The following is a 19,093-nucleotide window of genomic DNA, read 5'->3' as shown; positions in this document are numbered from 1 at the left end:
ATTTAGCAATGGCAAACCAAATTAAAGGTAAAATTTCTCAAATTATTGGTCCGGTAATCGACGTTGTCTTCAGTGATGTGGAAGCAGTTCCAGCGATCTATGACGCGTTAGAAATTACAAAAGAAAACGGTGAAAAAGTAGTTTTAGAGGTAGAACAACATATTGGCGAAGATACAGTAAGATGTATCGCAATGGACGCTACTGACGGTCTTAAAAGAGGGCAGGATGTAATCGGATACGGAAATCCTATTACAATGCCAATCGGAGAGGCTGTAAACGGAAGACTATTCAACGTTGTTGGTGATGCTATCGACGGGCTTCAAGAGATTTCTAAGGATGGTGGTCTTCCTATTCACAGACCAGCTCCAAAATTTGATCAACTTTCAACTTCTGCAGAAGTTTTATTTACAGGTATTAAAGTGATCGACCTAGTTGAGCCTTACGCAAAAGGAGGTAAAATTGGATTGTTCGGTGGTGCCGGTGTAGGTAAAACAGTATTGATCCAGGAGTTGATTAACAATATTGCAAAAGGACACGGAGGTCTTTCAGTATTCGCCGGAGTAGGTGAAAGAACGAGAGAAGGAAATGACCTTTTGAGAGAGATGCTAGAATCTGGAATCATCAAGTATGGTGAAGATTTCATGCACTCTATGGAAAACGGAGGTTGGGATCTTTCTAAAGTAGATTTGGAAGCTATGAAAGATTCAAAAGCTGCATTCGTTTTCGGACAGATGAACGAGCCACCTGGTGCAAGAGCGAGAGTAGCACTTTCTGGTCTTACATTGGCTGAATATTACAGAGACGGTGGAGAAAGCGGACAAGGTAGAGACGTACTTTTCTTCGTAGACAACATCTTCCGTTTTACACAGGCTGGTTCTGAGGTATCTGCACTTCTTGGTCGTATGCCATCTGCGGTAGGTTACCAACCGACACTTGCTTCTGAAATGGGTGCGATGCAGGAAAGAATTACTTCAACTAAAAACGGTTCAATTACTTCAGTACAGGCGGTTTACGTACCTGCGGATGACTTAACTGACCCGGCTCCTGCAACTACGTTTGCTCACTTGGATGCAACTACGGTACTTGACAGAAAGATTGCTTCATTAGGTATTTATCCTGCGGTAGATCCATTGGCTTCTACTTCAAGAATCTTGGCTCCTGAAGTTATCGGTCACGATCACTATAACTGTGCTCAGAGAGTAAAAGAAATTCTTCAAAGATACAAAGCGCTTCAGGATATCATTGCGATCCTTGGTATGGAAGAACTTTCTGAAGAAGATAAAGCAGTGGTTTACCGTGCAAGAAAAGTTCAGAGATTCTTATCTCAGCCTTTCCACGTAGCTGAACAGTTTACAGGTATTCCAGGATCATTGGTAGATATCAAAGATACGATCAAAGGATTCAACATGATTATGGATGGTGAATTAGATCACTTACCGGAAGCTGCTTTCAACTTGAAAGGAACGATCGAGGAAGCTATCGAAGCTGGACAAAAAATGTTGGCTGAAAACGCTTAATAAATTAGACACAAGATTTTTAGACCTGAGATAAGAGACATTATTTGTCAAAAATCTTTTAATCTTCAATCTTTTAATCTTTTAATCTAAATTAAAATGAATATAAAAATTTTAACACCAGAATACGTAGTTTTTGAAGGAGAAGTAAACTCAGTATTGTTGCCTGGAAAAAATGGTGAGTTTCACATCATGAAAAACCACGCAGGAATTGTTTCTTCTTTAATTGGTGGTAAAGTAAAATTATATGCAAACTCAATTGATGAAGCATATGCCAAAAACTTTACTAAAGAAAACGATAAAGATTCTGTTTTTTCTTACCCAATCAAAAGCGGTGTTGTAGAATTTAATCATGATAAAGGAATTATCCTTTGTGAATAATTAAATGAAAAGCTAAATATATTTTCAAGAAAGTGTAACTTTGGTTACACTTTTTTTATGTCATGTAAAAAACTGATTTTATGAGGAAAAGTTTAATCATTTTATTTACAATTCTGGGCTTTTTCTTTAAAGCTCAGGAAATTAAAACTAAGAGAGGAATTATCAGTATTGATGGAGTTCATGTAGCTAAAGTTTCAAGCAAATCTAATGAATATACTTTTTTGGATCTGAAAGAAACCCCCATTTATACGATAGAATTTGTAGATAAAAGTGTTGTTGACTCTGTAAGAGATAGTTATATAAAATTAAACAGGGTTTATAACCGTGATAAGACGCTGGAACTTGATTATATTTCGCCCTCGGCATTTTCGGGTGAAGAAAAATCAGCAGTCTATACCTCAATTAAAGGACTGAAACTTATTGATAATAAGGGAATCAATATTAAAAATCTTGATGAACTTTTCAGTAATGCTCCTAAACGAAAGTTGGATACAAAGACTAAGGATGCTTATACCATAAGAAGTAAAATTGATAAACTGAATATTACGGTAAATAGTGTTGGGGAAATTTTAAGTAATGGAAAGCCAGTTGGTTACTTTACAAATTTACCTGTAAGCTTCGGATCAGAAGATACAGTTTCTGAAAAAACTTTTGTTGATATTGAAATCTATGATGCCAATAGCAAATATATCGGAAAATATATTACAACTACAAAACAAATTAAAACTGCCGGCGGAAAAATTTTTACACTTTACAGGCAAATGTCTGGCAGAGCATCCATTTTAAAATTTCCGACTTATAAAGCAATTGCTGAACGGATGGCCATTTTGGATCCGAACTTTATCAAAAATCAGGACAAAATAATTGTTGGTGAAGTTAAAAAAGATGGTGTTGAAAAATAAAATTACTTGTTGTTTAAGAATAAAAAATCCTGATTTTCAGGATTTTTTTATTTTTTAGAATTGAGATTAGGAGACAAATTTAAAATTATAAGCTCAGAATCACTCCATTTTCTTTCAATTGCTGCATCGGTTTTGAGAACCAGAATAATTCAAAATCTTTAAATTTTTCTTCAAAATTTTTCTTAAGTTGCTGAAGTGTAATGGTTTGGGACTGTCCTATAAAGTTTTCTTCAAGAATTCTTATCAGCCATTCTGCCTGTTCCTGATCCATATCAACGGTTACAATATTCGTTTTTAAGTGGAATGTAAGTTGCGTGTACGGGTAAATATATTTCTTTTTTGTTTTTACGCGATTCTCAGCGATTACATTTTTAGTTAGAAAAACAACTTTTGAGTTTCCTTTAAATTTAAAATCATTATTTTCAAGCAAACAGTCATGAATATAATCAGGGTGAATAGTTGTCTTTGGTATTTTAAAATCAAACCATTCCTGAAGAGGAAGCTCAAAATTAATTCCATGCATATAATTGAACAAAGATTTTTTCAGACCAAAACTAAATTTCCCATGATCGATTCCGGTTTTGTCTGTAAAATCAATATCGTTGTTGGCAAATAAAATTTCCTGTTTGATTGGAGTTACTCCAAATTCTTCCGGGTTTAATCCGACAGGTGAGTGAGCAGTCATGGCGAACTGATGCCAAAATCCACTTTGTAAAATTCCCATTTCAAATAACTGACGAACCATCTCCAAAGAGTCAACCGTTTCCTGTATGGTCTGAGTCGGGTAGCCATACATCAGATAAGCGTGAATCATAATTCCTGATTCAGTGAAATTTCTAGTAACTTGTGCAACCTGTTCTACGGATATTCCTTTATCAATTAATTTTAACAATCTGTCACTTGCGACTTCGAGTCCTCCGGAAACAGCAACGCATCCGGAAAGTTTTAAAAGAAAACATAAGTCTCGGGTAAAACTTTTTTCGAAACGAATATTAGTCCACCAGGTTACCACCATATTTCTTCTTAAAATTTCTAAAGCAACTTCACGCATCAAAGCGGGTGGTGCAGCTTCATCTACAAAATGGAATCCGGTTTCACCTGTTGTCCGGATCAGCTCTTCCATTCTGTCTACTAAAATTTTTGCAGAAATGGGTTCGTAAATTTTTATATAATCTAAAGAAATATCGCAGAAAGTACATTTTCCCCAATAGCAACCGTGAGCCATGGTCAGTTTATTCCATCTTCCGTCGCTCCATAAGCTATGCATCGGATTGGCAATTTCTATAACGGAAATGTACTTATCTAATTGTAAATCAGTATAATCGGGGGTTCCGATTTCTGATTGTTTATAATCGTGTCTTTTAGAATTATTTTTGTAAGTAACTTCTTTGTTTTCAATTAAAAAAGTTCTTTTATATTGAGGTTCTTCGCTTTGTTCAGGATGACAAATGTTTTCGTAGAGTAGTTCAAGAGGAACTTCACCATCATCTAAAGTGATAAAATCAAAAAATTCGAAAACCCTTTTATCCTTTACTTCACGCAATTCGGTATTGGGAAAACCTCCTCCCATTGCAATTTTTATATGTGGGTAATTTTCTTTAATGAACTTAGCACAACGAAAACCGGCATAGAGATTTCCGGGAAACGGTACTGAAAAACAAACTAATTTTGGCTGAGTTAATTCTAATTTTTCCTGAAGAATTTTTAACGTGAAATTATCAATAAAAGTTTGATTATCTGATAGTTTTGAATATAACGCGTCAAAAGAATTGGCACTTTTTCCTAATCTTTCGGCATACCTGCTGAAACCGAAATCTGAATCAACATTTTCGACAATATAATCTGATAAATCTTCTAAATATAAGGTAGCCAAATGTTTAGCTTTATCCTGAAGACCCATATTTCCGAAAGCAAATTCCATATCGTCAAGCTGATTAAATCTGGAAGCTTCAGGCAAAAAGTTCATGGAACAAATCTGTCTTGCCAAGGTTGGAGTCTTACCCTGTAAAAAAGAAATGACCTGATCGATGGTTTTTGAGTATTCATTTCTTAACGCAAAAATTCTTTGTGAATTTTCTGAAATAGTCTCAATATCAATTTCTTTGTCAAAAATTTTCTGAATTCCGTTTTTTGAAAATAAATTCAAAATTACTTCAATCCCCAAATCAATCTGATAGCTTGAAATATTTTTAGTGTTTAAAAAACCTTTAATATAAGCCGTCGCAGGATAAGGAGTATTAAGCTGGGTAAAAGGCGGAGTGATAAGAAGCAGATCTTTCAAGAGAAAATTTTTACAAATTTATTTTAAATAATTGAATTTTTATGAGTAGCGTAATTTGAATAATATTCTTTTATTTTTCAATTTCAATTGATTTTTTATTGTCCGAAATGACATTCAAAATAACACCTATTAAAATTAAAATGATTCCTAAGAACAGATTGAAAGTAAACTTTTCATGAAACATTAAAACACTAATCAGTACAGCAACTACCGGTTCCAAAGCTCCTAAAATTGCAGCTGGAGTTGAGCCAATATCTTTAATTGCATACACCAGACACAAACTTGAAATGACCGTGGTAAGGAAAGCAAAAATTAAAAAATTGAAAAATGTATTTACTGACGGAATAATAAATGATTCGTTTTCAAGAATTGCTTTCGCCATAAAAAATCCGGAAGTCAACAACATAGAATAAAATGATAGCTTAAATCCTGAAGCCTGTATATTGGATTTGTTTACGATGACAATGTACAATGCATAGAATATTGAGCTTAGCATTACAATTCCTAAACCTAGGTAATTGATTTCAAGACTATTCCCTTTTAAACAAAGTACAATAACTCCTGCAAAAGCTAAGAGTAGTGACCCTATGGAAAGCTTTGTCAATTTTTCTTTATAAAAGAAAAACATAATGAGCGCTACGATAACCGGATAGATAAACAAAACGGTTGATGCAATTCCCGGGGTAAGATAATCGTATCCTAAAAACAAAAATTCTGAGGAAAGCGCATAGCAAATTCCGAGAACTGTAAATATGAATAACTCTTTTTTGCTGATCAGAAAACTTTCTTTGGAATATAATAAATAGCCTCCGATCATTAAAGCTGAAAACAGAAATCTATAAAATAAAGTAACGTCTAAAGAAAAATGAGCATGCTTGATGGGGAGAATAAAAATAGGAAGCAATCCATAAGAAATTGCAGATATAATTCCCAAAACATAACCTCTCAGCTTCATTAATTATTTATTGTATAAATTCAGTTTTATAGAATATTATTTATAAAAAACCACTGAGGAAATTTCAGTGGTTTTTTTAATTTTTATTATTAAATCGGTTTGAAACTTAAACCTTGTTCTTCTAATAATTTTTGCTCCTGCTCTTTATAGTAACCACTTACTAGTTTGTCGTGAATTGCTTCAAACGCTGCAAGAGTTTCATTGATTTCCGCATCGGTGTGAGATGCTGTTGGAATTAATCTTAGTAGAATCATTCCTTTAGGTATTACAGGGTAAACCACTACAGATGTGAAGATTCCGTACTTCTCTCTCAAGTCTTTTACCAATAGAGTAGCTTCTACCGGAGTACCCTGCATCATTACAGGAGTTACACACGTATTGGTATCTCCAATGTTGAATCCTCTTTCTCTAAGCCCGTTTTGTAATTTGTTTACATTTTCCCAAAGCTTAGCTTTGATCTCAGGTCTTGTTCTCAAAAGCTCTAATCTTTTTAAACCTCCGATTACCATTGGCATCGTTAAAGATTTAGCGAAAATTTGAGATCTTAAATTGAATTTCAGATATCTGATGATTTCTTTATCTCCTGCAAGGAAAGCTCCGAAACCAGCCATAGACTTAGCAAAAGTTGAGAAGTAAACATCAATCTGATCCTGACAACCTTGCTCTTCTCCGGCTCCGGCTCCTGTTTTACCCAGTGTTCCGAAACCATGTGCATCATCCACCAAAAGTCTGAATTGGTATTTTGATTTCAGCTCGCAGATTTCTTTAAGTTTACCTTGTTGTCCTCTCATCCCGAAAACTCCTTCCGTAATAACAAGAATTCCCCCTCCGGTTTCCTGAGCTACTTTTGTTGCTCTCTGAAGGTTCTTTTCTAAACTTTCAATATTGTTGTGCTTGTAAGTAAATCTTTTACCTGCGTGAAGTCTGACTCCATCTACAATACAAGCGTGAGAATCAACATCATAAACGATTACGTCATTTCTTCCTACCAAAGCATCAATGGTAGAAACCATTCCCTGATAACCGAAGTTTAATAGATAAGCAGATTCTTTCTGAACAAAATCGGCCAATTCTCTTTCCAACTGTAAGTGTTGCTCAGTTTCTCCGGACATTGCTCTTGCTCCCATAGGATAGAACATTCCGAATTCTGCAGCAGCTTTTGCATCAGCTTCTAAAACTTCCGGATGATTACACATTCCTAAGTAGTCATTTGCACTCCAGAAAATTACTTCTCTTCCTTGGAACTGCATTCTAGGACCGATAGGACCTTCTAATCTTGGGAAAATAAAATAACCTTCTCCGTAGTCTGCAAATTGTCCAAGAGGTCCTGGATTTTCTTTTATTCTTTCAAAAATATCCAACATTTTATTAGCAATTTAAGTAAAAAAGCCTTTTGTGATTTTACAAAAAAGGCTTGATTTGTATAATAAATTTATTTCTTCTTATTTAATGAATTCTGTTTTGAAAACTTCATCATAATTATGAACACAGTTGTTGACGAATCCCTGTTCAGCCATCCATTTGTCACTATACACTTTGGTAATGTATCTTGAACCATGATCAGGATATATTAAAACAACGATATCGTTTTCAGAAAACTCATGAGATTGTGCATATTGCATTAATGCCTGAGTGACTGCTCCTGTAGTATAACCTCCCATAATTGCCTCTTTTAAAGCTATTTCACGGGTTCTGTAAGCAGACATTTCATCGTTTACTCTTACAAATTCATCTATTTTATCAAAAAGCAGGGCAGAAGGAATTAAATTTTTTCCCATTCCTTCGATTTGATAAGGGTGAACATCTTCTTTATGAATCTCACCTGTCTCATGATAGCTTTTGAGAATAGAACCATCGGCATCAACACCGATCACCTTGATATCAGGATTTTTCTCTTTCAAGAATTTTGCTGATCCCGATAAAGTTCCACCAGTTCCAGTGCAGGCAAAAAGGTGAGTGATCTTACCTCCTGTCTGCTCCCAAATTTCAGGTCCGGTAGTTTGGTAATGGGCATCAATATTTAGCTCATTAAAATACTGATTGATGTAAACTGAATTTGGTGTTTCTGAAGCGATTCTTTTAGCAACTTCATAATAAGATCTTGGATCATCTGCTGGAACATTGGCAGGACATATATAAACTGTAGCTCCAAGTGCTTTCAGATAAGCTATTTTTTCCGGCTTTGTCTTATCACTTACAGCAAGTATACATTTATATCCTTTAATGATGCAGACCATTGCAATAGAAAAACCTGTATTTCCGGAAGTAGTTTCTACAACTACAGAATCTTCTTTTAATAAGCCTTTTTTCTCAGCGTTTTCTATAATGTGAAGTGCAATTCTATCTTTAGTGGAATGTCCAGGATTATATGATTCTAACTTGGCATAAACGGTTGCAGGAATATCTTTTGTAACAGTATTAAGCTTCACCATAGGAGTGTTTCCTATTAGGCCAAGGATATTATCGTAAACATTACTCATTATTTGTTATTTTCAATAAAAATCTGACGGCAAAAATACAAAAAAATAAATAATTTTTAAACTTTTGTTGGGTTTCAAACTATTGATTAAATAAAAAAATATTTTTATTTTGTAATTTTTACTATAGAGACTTGGCAAATACTACGCCAAAATTTTTAAATTTTGTTAAAATCCCCATAGAATGATCTAAAAAACGCTATTTTCGCATAATTGATTTTATACTATGAAAAACTGGACTTTTAGGCAATGGAACACCCTTCTCGGATGGGTGATTTTTGTCATTGCATTTTTCACTTACCTTTCGACCATAGAGCCCAATTTTAGTTTTTGGGATTGTGGAGAGTATATTTCTTCGGCAGTAAAGCTGGAAGTAACACACGCACCGGGAGCAGCATTGTTCCAGATTGTGGGTGCTGTGGCAGCTATTTTTGCTTTTGGAAATGGTGAAAATTATTCAATTGTTATTAATGGAATGTCTGCATTATTCAGTGCATTTACAATTTTGTTTTTGTTCTGGACGATCACTCATTTGGTAAGAAGACTTCTAAACAAAGATTTTGAGGAAGTAACAAAACACCAGGAAATTTCCATACTTTTTGCAGGAGCTGTAGGTGCTTTGTGCTTTACTTTTTCAGATACATTCTGGTTTTCTGCTGTAGAAGGTGAAGTATATTCTATGGCTTCTATGTTTATTGCTTTACTGGTTTGGTTGATTACTAAATGGGAGAATGAATATAAAGATGCTGCCAGTGAAAGATGGATTATTCTTATTTTCTTTATCCTTGGTCTTTCTGTAGGAGTGCATATGATGTGTATGCTGGCAATTCCGGCAGTTTGTTTAGTGTATTATGCAAGAAACTATAAGTTTACCTGGAAGAATTTTATCTGGGCTAACTTAATTACTTTGGGAATTTTAATTATCGTTTTCAAAATTATTTTCCCATTGATCATGACAATGTTCGGAAGACTTGAGATCTTCTTTGTAAACGGATTAGGACTTCCTTTCCACTCAGGAACTATCGTTGCATTTATCTTAATGGTTGCCATTTGCTATTTCCTGATCAAATATGCGAGAAAATCAAAAAGAAATGTATTTCAAACCATCGCATTATCTATAGTATATATGATTATCGGATTTTCTTGCTGGATGGTGATTCCGATCAGAGCCAACGCAAATCCGCCAATGAACCTTAATGATCCTGATACGGCAATCGGTATGCTGGATTATTATAACAGGGAACAATATGGTGATTGGCCAACGATTTACGGACAAAACTATACTGCATTTTTAGATGCAAAAGGAATTGAGAAAAATGAGGACGGAAGCTTTAAAACTGTAAAAACAGGTGATATCTACGAAAAAGATGAAAAAACCGGAACATACAGAAAAACAGGAGACAGATTCAATTATGTTTTTAACAAGTCACATGTAAGTTTAATGCCGAGAATGTTTAGTGAAGACAAGCAGGTAATGTCTAACTATATTTCTATGTACGGTGCGCCTGATTTTACGTTCAACTATGACAATGCAGATATTGCTGATGATCCTCAGGCAAAACAGATTTTTGAAGAATTAAGAGCAAAATATGAAGACGGAACGATCACCGCATCAGATTATCTTAAAGTAAAGCCTTATGATCTGATTAATGTTCAGAAGCCTTCATTGGCTCAGAATATGGATTACTTTATTACTTTCCAGAACGGATATTATTTTGTAAGATATTTATTCTGGAATTTTGTAGGAAGACAGAATGACTTAGAAGGAAGCACTGAAAATACAAGAGGAAACTGGATTTCCGGAATCTCTTTTATTGATGATGCAATGTGGGGAAATCAGGAAGCAATGCCTGCAAAATATAAAAATGAAAGTACAGTTAAGTTCTTCTTCTTACCTTTAATTTTAGGGTTGATTGGATTCTTTTTCCAGTTAAACAGAGATTTTGGAAGATTCTATGCGATGCTTTCTATCTTTATCTTAATGAGTGTAGGGATTATTTTCTACACGGGAGTGAAACCTTTTGAGCCAAGGGAAAGAGATTATGCGATGGTAGGCTCATTCTATGTTTTTGCCATATGGATTGGTTTGGGGGCCGGAGCTATTCTTTGGCTGTTACAGTCTAAAGTAAAATCTAACGCGGCAAATATTGTTGCAGGTGTAGTATTATTAGGAGTTCCTTTTATGATGGGCTTCCAGAATTATAATGTACACAACAGACACAACAGGTATACTTCTTACGATTATGGATATTCAATTTTAAAGTCTTTACCTAAAAATGATATTTTATTCGTGTACGGAGACAATGATACCTATCCGGTTTGGGCGATTCAGGAGACGGAAAGATTCCGTGATGATGTGAAAGTGGTTAACTTTACGCTAGCATCCACTCCTTGGAATCTGGATCAGGTAAAAAGAAGAACGTACAATGCAGCAGGAATTCCGGGTATCCTTACTCATGATGATTACAGAGACGGTGTGAACGATCAGATCTACCTGATGAAGAAAGAAGATTGGGAAGGTGTTTTCTCAATGTTAAAACAGCAGGGAGCTCCGGAAACAGAATTCCAATCATTCAGAAAATACCTTACACAGGATTCTATAACATTGAAAGAAGCTCTTAACTTCATCAAAATGAAATCACCTGAAAAAGATGAATTGTTGAAAATGTATTTCGGAGAAGAGAAATATGAGAAATATAATATCCTTCCGGTAACCAAATTTATTTTGCCTGTCAATAAGGAAAATGCGGTAAAAGCAGGAATCATCAACGCATCAGATCTTCCAAATGTAGCGAATCAGATTATGATTGATTATAAAGCAAATACATTGTATAAGAGTAACCTGATAATGCTTGACGTTCTTGCGAACTTTGACTGGAAAAGACCGATAAGCTTCTCTTCAGGAGGAATCTATGACAGTGAGAATATTTTTTATCTTGATGAATATTTACAGTTTGACGGATTTAGCTATAGATTAATTCCGATTCATACACCTCCAACTGCAGATGGAGACTTAGGAAGAGTAGACGGAAATTCACTTTATAACGTAGTTAAAAATTACAGATGGGGTAATTTCAAAGATCTGAATACTCATTTTGATGAAACGGCTACTTCAAATATTATTGGTTACAGAAGCTCTGCAGGTAGAGCAGCTGCAGCATTGGCTTTAAGCGGTCAAAAAGCAAAAGCTCTGGAACTGCTGGATCTTGCTGCAAAAGAAATTCCTGCAGAAAAATACAATGACCCTCGTTCATTAAGCTCTATAGTATACGGATATGTTGTTGCAGGGCAGGAGCAAAAAGCATTGAAGCTGGCAGATGTGCTTAAAAAAGGAATCTTTGAAGAATACGAATATTACCTGAAGCTAAGTCCTCATGACCAGAAACTGATAGGCAGGGAAATGCGAAGCAAGCCTATGGAGTATGCACTGGTAGTTTCAGCGGTTACTGACGGATATAGAAAAACAGGACAAAAAGATAAAGCTTATAATTATCTGGTAAAATCAATAGAACCTATTGACAGCAGATTCAACAGATTTGTAGAAAACCTTAAAGAAATGGGTAAAGAAAAAGCAATGAGAGAATCTGAAAAAGTACAAAAGATAACACCGTTCTATCAGTATTTATTCGATGTAATGGAACCCTATGATTCCACTTATTCTAAAGAAAAAGAAGAACAGATTACCAACGCGATTATAAAAGCAACCCAATAATATTATTAAAACGGAACTTCGGTTCCGTTTTTTTATTTGTTGATATTCAGAAATTTTAAAATTATCTTTGTCTCAATTAAAAATACATAATGGCTGAATCTCAAAATAAGAACCTTCCCGTTTATGCTCTTTTCCTAGCAATTATTGTAAAATTATATTTTTTGCTTACCCATCATATTCAGGAAGACGCTTTTATTACCTGGAGAGTGGCACAAAATCTCATGGATTATGGAGTTATAGGTTTCAACGGGGCTACTAAAATTTCAGCTTCTACGACTCATCTATATGTTTTTGTATCCTTTTTTTTCAATCTTATTTTTGGGAAAGAAAACTTTATAGAGCCATTACTTATTTTTAATACCGTATTGTTTACAGTAGGAAGCTTGTTTCTTTCTCATCTGCTTTTTAAAAATCCTTGGCATAAAGCCATCTTTATTTTTCTTTTTGGGATTCTTCCCCCTTCTATAAAGATTTCCATTTTAGGAATGGAGTATGGAATCCTGTTCTTTTTAGAAATGGCTTTGCTGTATTATGGCTTTAAAAAAGAGAAAAAATGGGCTTTATTCATTTTACCGGCCCTAATTTTATTCACGAGAATAGATTCTGTTATTTTCTTAGGAATTGTTTTTCTGGTCGATACTTTTTGGAACCGTAAGATAAAATGGAGTTATGTTTTAGGAGGAATTTTAGGAACCGGTATCGCATTGGCTTTTAACTGGTTTTATTTCGGGGAGCTGATCAACAATACTATTGTAGCTAAGAAGTTACGCTATGACAATAATTTTACTTTTCAACAAAACTGGGATTACTTCAGGCTAAACTATGGTAACTTTTGGGGAATGCTTAAATTACCCGGAGATTTCAATCCTTTTACCATTATTGTAGCTGCTTTTGAAATTGTATGTTTCATCTTTATCATAAGACAGAAAGAGCAGCCACAAAGAAACAAATTCTTGTGGATGATTTTCATTTTTGCCTGGACGAAACAGATTATTTTTCTTTCTCAGAAAAGTCTGTTCGATTGGTACTATTGGGTTCCCCAGATTCTGCTTTTTGTTCCGGTTCTCATATTTGTATTGGAGCAGAAACAAAAAAGAAACCTTTGGCTGAGTGCCCTTATTGTTTTTTATATCCTTCCAATGTTAGCTTTTCAGACTGTACATTCTATTGCAACAGGAAACGGAGAATGGAACTACAGAAGATCGATTGGACTTTATCTGGATTTATATGAAAAAGATAAAAAACAATGGATTTTGCTTGAGCCTGCGGGTTATATCCCTTACTTCTCCGGACTAAAAACAATTGATGAAGTAGGGTTGGTTGATAAGCAGATTCAGGAAGAAATTAAGAAAGATAAAACGAATTACTGGATCAATACCGTAAAGAAAAGAAAACCTAAATACTTGCTTTCTTATAAAGATCTGTTTACCGAAAAAGATGCTGATTATTATAAAACACATTATAGGCTTTTAAAGGAATTCAGGATTAAAGATCATTTAAACAGCCAGAATAAAATTCTTGAAAAAATTTATCATTTAAAACCGTCCGGAACAGATTATAATTTATATGAAAAAATTAAATAATATAATCTCCGACTTAACGAATTAACAGTTTAACGAATTAAATAATCATGAAATACTGTGCTTTTCTCCGCGGAGTTAATGTAAAAGGAACCAATATGAAAATGGTAGAAGTTTGTCAGGTGTTTAAAGATGCCGGAATGAACGATGTGGCTTCTATTTTGGCTTCCGGAAATATTGTTTTTTCATCAGATAAAAAAGCCGATGAATTAAAGAAGATTCTGGAAAAAGCAATGTCTGATCATTTTTCTTATGAAGCTTATTTATTCATCAAATCCCAGGAAGAAATAGAAAACTTCTGGAACGGAAATCCTTTTGAAAAAAATGATGATCTTCATTCCTATACTTTTGTCGGAAACGATGGTGTTGAAAAAGTTCTGATGCAAGAATTTGAAAATGCCGCAAAAACAGACGATGAAGATGCTAAAATTGTAAATAATATCTTTTACTGGCAAGTTCCGAAAGGGAATACTTTAGATTCTACTTTTGGAAAGATTTTAGGAAAGAAAAGTTTGAAAGATCAGTTTACCAGCAGAAATATTAATACTTTTGAAAAGATTTTAAAGAAATTTTAATGCTAGCAGGTCTTATTTTCTTTTTGATGATGTTTGCCTTCGCAAACTTATTTTACTTTGTTTTTTCAAAAGCGTCAAATATATTAGAGCGTTTCGCAGCTTGTTTCGTGGGAGCTTTAGGAATTGCATTTATCGTTTCTCTTGCCACAGATTTTGATATGCTGAAAATAAATTTAATCAAATTTTCAGGCTATTATTTATTACTTTATCTGGTGCATTTATTTATAATTGAAGTTATTAAATTAAACAAATATTCTATTTATGTGATTTCTTTTTCGGCAATGGCTTTTTTTGTAACAATTTTTTATGATACGGTTATACAATCATTTATTCAATATTTTTGAAATAAATTTTGTAATTGATGAGAATAAAAAATGTTCTATAATATATTGTGCTAACTAAGCTAGGATCCAAAAGACTAAAACTATTGTCATCATAGTCCGTTAAAGCTTTCAAATAATTTCCGATTCTGAAACTTTCTCAGTATTTTTACTGAACTTTTTAATAAAAAATAAAATGATTCAGTATTTAGATAATATTCATCACAAAGATTCAAAAAACTTTTTCCTTATTGCCGGTCCTTGTATTATTGAAGGCGAAGATATGGCACTTAAAATTGCTGAAAAAGTGGTAGAATTGACTAATAAATATAATATTCCCTACATTTTTAAAGGAAGTTTCAAAAAAGCCAACAGAAGCAGAGTAGATTCTTTTACAACGATTGGTGAAGAAAAATCTTTGGAAATTCTTAAAAAAGTTGGAGAAACGTTCAATATTCCAACGACAACAGATATTCACGAGAACGAGCATGCTGCTTTGGCAGCTCAATATGTAGATGTTCTGCAGATCCCGGCTTTTTTAGTGCGTCAGACAGATCTTTTGGTGGCTGCCGCAAAAACCGGAAAATGTGTGAGCCTGAAAAAAGGGCAATTCCTTTCTCCGGAATCTATGAAATTTGCGGTTCAGAAAGTGACAGACTCTAATAATCCTCGAGTTGCAATCATTGAAAGAGGAAATTCTTTCGGATATACAGACCTGATCGTAGATTACAGAGGAATTCCTACCATGAGAGAATATGCTCCGGTTATCCTGGATGTTACCCATTCTTTACAACAGCCTAACCAAAGTTCGGGTGTTACCGGAGGAAGACCGGATCTTATCGAAACCATTGCAAAGGCAGGGATTGCAGTAGGTGCAGACGGAATTTTCATAGAAACCCATCCAACACCGGAAACCGCTTTATCTGATGGAGCCAATATGTTAAGACTTGATTTATTAGAAGATTTATTACAAAAACTGACAAGAATTAGAGAATCCATTTTGTAATTGTCAAAAAAATATTAATTTTAGAAATTCTAAAACATTTCTTTTGAAAAAACTAGTTTTACCATTGAGCTTAATGGCTCCTCTATTTGTATTTTCTCAGACCAAGAAAAAAGACACGACAACTAGAGTTACCAATATTGAAGAAGTCGTTTTCCAGAGGCAGACAGGAAAAACAACCGACCTTTCCGCTGTAAAAATATCAGCAAAAGACGCTCAGAATGTGGCGAGTATTTCAGGAGGGATTGAAGGGATTCTTAAAACCCTACCTTCCGTAAACTCCAATACAGAGCTTTCTTCCCAATATATGGTGCGTGGTGGAAACTATGATGAAAACCTTATCTACATTAATGATATTGAAATTTATCGCCCTTTTCTGATCAGAAATTCTCAGCAGGAAGGGATGAGTATTATTAATCCGGATATGGTTTCCACGGTTAATTTCTCAGCAGGAGGTTTTGAGGCGAGATATGGAGATAAAATGTCTTCAGCTCTGAATATTTACTACAGAGAACCCAAAAAGCTTGAGCTTTCAGGTGAAGCCAGTCTTATCGGAGGAAGATTGACAGCAGGTTTAGCTTCAAAGAATAAAAAACTGACGGCTTTATTTTCAGGAAGGTACAGAAATACCAATCTGGTATTGAATACTTTAAATGAAGATACAGATTTTAACCCTAGTTACTGGGACTTTCAGTCTTATATCAACTATCATATCAGCGATAAATTTTCACTTTCGTTCATAGGATATTATTCTAAAAATGATTATGAAATGGTTCCTAAGGCAAAAAGTGTAACCTTCGGGAGTCTTCAGCAGCCTATTACCGTTAATATTGGATATGCAGGAAGGGAAGAGGATATGTATAAAAATATGATGGGAACATTCTCTATGAACTACAAACCATCAGATAAATGGAGATTTACCTTAGACAGCTTTTCTTATCAGAACAGGGAAAAAGAATACTATACGATCCACTCTCAATACGAACTTCAGACTTTTGACCCATCAACGGGAGCTCCTGTTGTCTCCTATGATGTAGGAGGTCAGATTGAGAACGCAAGAAATGATCTTTTTGTAAGAACCTATGGAACCCAATTCCGGGCAAAATTTTCCCCGAATGTAAATTCAGATTTTGAGATTGGGTTTAAATATGAAAAAGAAAATCTGAAAGACCTTACCAGTGAATGGAAGCTGGTGGATTCCGCCGGATACAGTATTCCAAGACCTGCTAATATTCTTAACCCAAGAATGAATGAAGGAGATCTTGAGTTGTTTTACAGCATATCAGGAAAAAATCATATCGAGCCGACAAGATTGTCTGCTTATGCACAGTATTCTCAGAAATTCTATTGGGGAAGCAGTAAGGTATTTGTAAATGTGGGGGCGAGAGTTGCTAATTGGAGCTTTAATAAAGAGACTATTTTTTCTCCAAGATTCCAGTTTGCCATAAAGCCTGACTGGGATTCCGATATGTTGTTCAAAGTCAATGGAGGGATTTATTACCAGTCTCCTTTTTATAAAGAAATTAAGGACTTAGATGGTAATTTTAACGCTGATATAAAATCTCAGCGTTCGATACAGCTTGTATTAGCAAATGATTACGAATTTGAGATGTATGACCGACCATTTAAGCTGACTACAGAACTTTATTATAAGAAAATGGATAACCTTATCCCTTACTATATGGATAATGTCAGAATCCGTTATTCAGGTCAGAACAATGCTTCGGGCTATGCGTACGGAATTGATACCAGATTATATGGTGAATTTGTTCCAGGTATAGATTCTTGGTTGTCTGCGAGTTATGCAAGAGCCTATGAAAATATTGATGGCAGAGGAAATATTCCGAGACCTACAGATCAGAGATTTAGATTTGCCATGTTCTATCAGGATTATATGCCAAAATTTCCTTCCATGCGTGTAAATCTTACTCTTGTCTATGCAATGGGATTGCCAAACGGAGCTCCGGTATTTACGGACCCTTATCAATATCAGAATACACTTCCTTCCTATAAAAGGGTAGATCTTGGACTTTCTAAAGTATTTATCGATAGAAAAGACAATAAAAAAACATATGGTTTCTGGAGCAATTTCGAAGAGTTGACATTAGGCGTTCAGGTTTTCAACGCCTTTAATATTAACAATACAGTTGCCAATCAATGGATTACGGATTATAATTCCAATCTGATGTATCCGGTTCCGGTGCGCCTTACAGGAAGGTTCTTTAATGTTAAATTAGAATTTAAACTATAAATCAAAAGCTTCTGAATTATCAGGAGCTTTTTTCTTTTCTGAATTTTATAACAACTATACAAAATTCTATAACCTTTATGTTGAAGATATTTTTAACTTTGTCTCAATGAAAAAATTTCTGGCAATATTGTTTTCTGTTTTCTACTTCGGCTTTTCTTCCGGGGCAGTTTTCAGTGTACATTATTGTATGAAGGAATTGGCTTCTATAAGTCAGAAAGTTGATGATATCTGCAGTAAATGTGGAGTTAAAACCAAAAAAGACTGTTGCAAAACCGAAATCAAAGTTGTAAAAGTTGACGATTCTCAAAAATCAGATTTTCTTAAAATTGATTTCTTAAAGCAGGTGCCGGAAGTTCAATATCATGAATTTTTCTTTCCGGATCGATCTTTTTCGACAACGAAATTTACTCAGATTCAAATCAATGCACCACCGGAAAGCCGGTCGGTTCCTATCTATATCAGTCATTGTAATTTTAGAATTTAGAATTCGTCAGTCGTTTTGATACTCTTATCATGATGAACGACATGGCTTTGTCGCATGATGCGATTACAATTTTATCCTAAAAATTAATTCTAAAATTTAATACAATGAAAAAATATATCATTACAGCAGCATTATCTTTATTTTCAATCGTTTCCCTTTCAGCACAATCTAGAAAAGACGCTCAGGTTTCTAAGCTTTACCAGAATTATATTGCTATAAAATCAGCGTTGGCTTCAGATGATGCAGACAAGACCTCAAAAGCGGCTTCAGAATTCATTAAAACAGCTTCAGCGATTGATTACAAACAAGTTTCTGAAGGGAATTTAAATATCCTTAGAAAAGATGCTACTGCTATTTCAGAAGCAAGAAATATCAATACTCAAAGAGAAACCTTCTTCAACCTTTCCGATAATATGATTGCTCTTACAAAAGAGTTTAAATTATCTGAGAATCCTATCTACGTTCAATATTGCCCTATGGCAGACGGAAGCTGGTTGAGCGATGAAAAGAAAATCATGAATCCTTACTATGGGAGCTCAATGCTATCATGTGGAAGTGTGAAGTCAGAGATTAAATAATTAATCTAATTTTTTTAAAAATAACAAGTTGTATAGTTTTATTTAGAATTTACTTTAATTTCTAAAATAACTATACAGCT

The 19,093-nt window shown here is 34.4% G+C and carries 14 protein-coding genes; 10 read left to right on the top strand and 4 right to left on the bottom strand.

Features of this window, described 5'->3' with window-relative positions:
* Nucleotides 1–8 precede the first annotated feature (8 nt).
* The 3 genes from atpD (at nucleotide 9) to MKS83_RS03355 (ending at nucleotide 2,797) form a co-directional block, all read left to right on the top strand.
* Nucleotides 9–1,517 (top strand): F0F1 ATP synthase subunit beta, encoded by a 1,509-nt coding sequence (atpD, locus tag MKS83_RS03365; protein WP_100375726.1) that lies wholly within the window; start codon nucleotides 9–11, stop codon nucleotides 1,515–1,517.
* Nucleotides 1,518–1,613: 96 nt separating this feature from the next.
* A complete protein-coding gene (locus MKS83_RS03360) occupies nucleotides 1,614–1,895 on the top strand; it encodes a FoF1 ATP synthase subunit delta/epsilon (protein WP_039372283.1) in 282 nt (93 codons plus the stop codon).
* A gap of 80 nt (nucleotides 1,896–1,975) precedes the next feature.
* Entirely contained in the window at nucleotides 1,976–2,797 is an 822-nt protein-coding gene (locus tag MKS83_RS03355; protein ID WP_240581962.1) for a hypothetical protein, read from the top strand.
* 85 nt (nucleotides 2,798–2,882) lie between these two features.
* On the opposite strand, the gene MKS83_RS03350 is transcribed toward MKS83_RS03355, so the two are convergent.
* The 4 genes from MKS83_RS03350 to MKS83_RS03335 all read right to left on the bottom strand — a co-directional run bounded on the left by MKS83_RS03350 (nucleotide 2,883) and on the right by MKS83_RS03335 (nucleotide 8,513).
* Entirely contained in the window at nucleotides 2,883–5,078 is a 2,196-nt protein-coding gene (locus MKS83_RS03350; protein WP_240581961.1) for a B12-binding domain-containing radical SAM protein, read from the bottom strand.
* A 70-nt stretch (nucleotides 5,079–5,148) separates the two neighbouring features.
* Entirely contained in the window at nucleotides 5,149–6,033 is an 885-nt protein-coding gene (locus MKS83_RS03345) for a DMT family transporter (RefSeq protein WP_240581960.1), read from the bottom strand.
* 89 nt (nucleotides 6,034–6,122) lie between these two features.
* Nucleotides 6,123–7,394 (bottom strand): aminotransferase class I/II-fold pyridoxal phosphate-dependent enzyme, encoded by a 1,272-nt coding sequence (locus MKS83_RS03340; RefSeq protein WP_240583227.1) that lies wholly within the window; start codon nucleotides 7,392–7,394, stop codon nucleotides 6,123–6,125.
* Nucleotides 7,395–7,475: 81 nt separating this feature from the next.
* On the bottom strand, nucleotides 7,476–8,513 hold the full coding sequence (locus MKS83_RS03335) for a PLP-dependent cysteine synthase family protein (RefSeq protein ID WP_240581959.1): 1,038 nt from the start codon (nucleotides 8,511–8,513) through the stop codon (nucleotides 7,476–7,478).
* Between the two features lie 223 nt (nucleotides 8,514–8,736).
* On the opposite strand from MKS83_RS03335, the gene MKS83_RS03330 reads away from it, so the two are divergent.
* The 7 genes from MKS83_RS03330 (at nucleotide 8,737) to MKS83_RS03300 (ending at nucleotide 19,013) form a co-directional block, all read left to right on the top strand.
* The gene (locus MKS83_RS03330; RefSeq protein WP_240581958.1) at nucleotides 8,737–12,222 is read left to right on the top strand and encodes a protein O-mannosyl-transferase family; all 3,486 of its coding nucleotides are present in this window, start codon (nucleotides 8,737–8,739) and stop codon (nucleotides 12,220–12,222) included.
* An 89-nt stretch (nucleotides 12,223–12,311) separates the two neighbouring features.
* Nucleotides 12,312–13,805 carry a hypothetical protein gene (locus tag MKS83_RS03325; protein ID WP_240581957.1) on the top strand — a complete coding sequence of 498 codons (1,494 nt, stop codon included), beginning with the start codon at nucleotides 12,312–12,314 and terminating at the stop codon, nucleotides 13,803–13,805.
* Nucleotides 13,806–13,852: 47 nt separating this feature from the next.
* A complete protein-coding gene (locus tag MKS83_RS03320) occupies nucleotides 13,853–14,377 on the top strand; it encodes a DUF1697 domain-containing protein (protein WP_240581956.1) in 525 nt (174 codons plus the stop codon).
* 516 nt (nucleotides 14,378–14,893) lie between these two features.
* Complete coding sequence (gene kdsA / locus MKS83_RS03315) at nucleotides 14,894–15,703, top strand: 3-deoxy-8-phosphooctulonate synthase (protein ID WP_240581955.1); 810 nt, start codon at nucleotides 14,894–14,896, stop codon at nucleotides 15,701–15,703.
* A gap of 43 nt (nucleotides 15,704–15,746) precedes the next feature.
* On the top strand, nucleotides 15,747–17,951 hold the full coding sequence (locus MKS83_RS03310) for a TonB-dependent receptor plug domain-containing protein (protein ID WP_240581954.1): 2,205 nt from the start codon (nucleotides 15,747–15,749) through the stop codon (nucleotides 17,949–17,951).
* A gap of 106 nt (nucleotides 17,952–18,057) precedes the next feature.
* Nucleotides 18,058–18,435, top strand: coding sequence for an HYC_CC_PP family protein (locus MKS83_RS03305; RefSeq protein WP_240581953.1), 378 nt, complete (start codon nucleotides 18,058–18,060; stop codon nucleotides 18,433–18,435).
* Between the two features lie 104 nt (nucleotides 18,436–18,539).
* On the top strand, nucleotides 18,540–19,013 hold the full coding sequence (locus MKS83_RS03300) for a DUF3347 domain-containing protein (RefSeq protein WP_240581952.1): 474 nt from the start codon (nucleotides 18,540–18,542) through the stop codon (nucleotides 19,011–19,013).
* The last annotated feature ends 80 nt before the right edge of the window (nucleotides 19,014–19,093 follow it).

Origin of the sequence: Chryseobacterium sp. Y16C, assembly GCF_022488405.1 — a bacterium.
Lineage (GTDB): Bacteria > Bacteroidota > Bacteroidia > Flavobacteriales > Weeksellaceae > Chryseobacterium > Chryseobacterium geocarposphaerae.
Note: the sequence above shows the minus strand (reverse complement) of the source record. Positions and strands in the feature narration are given on the sequence as shown.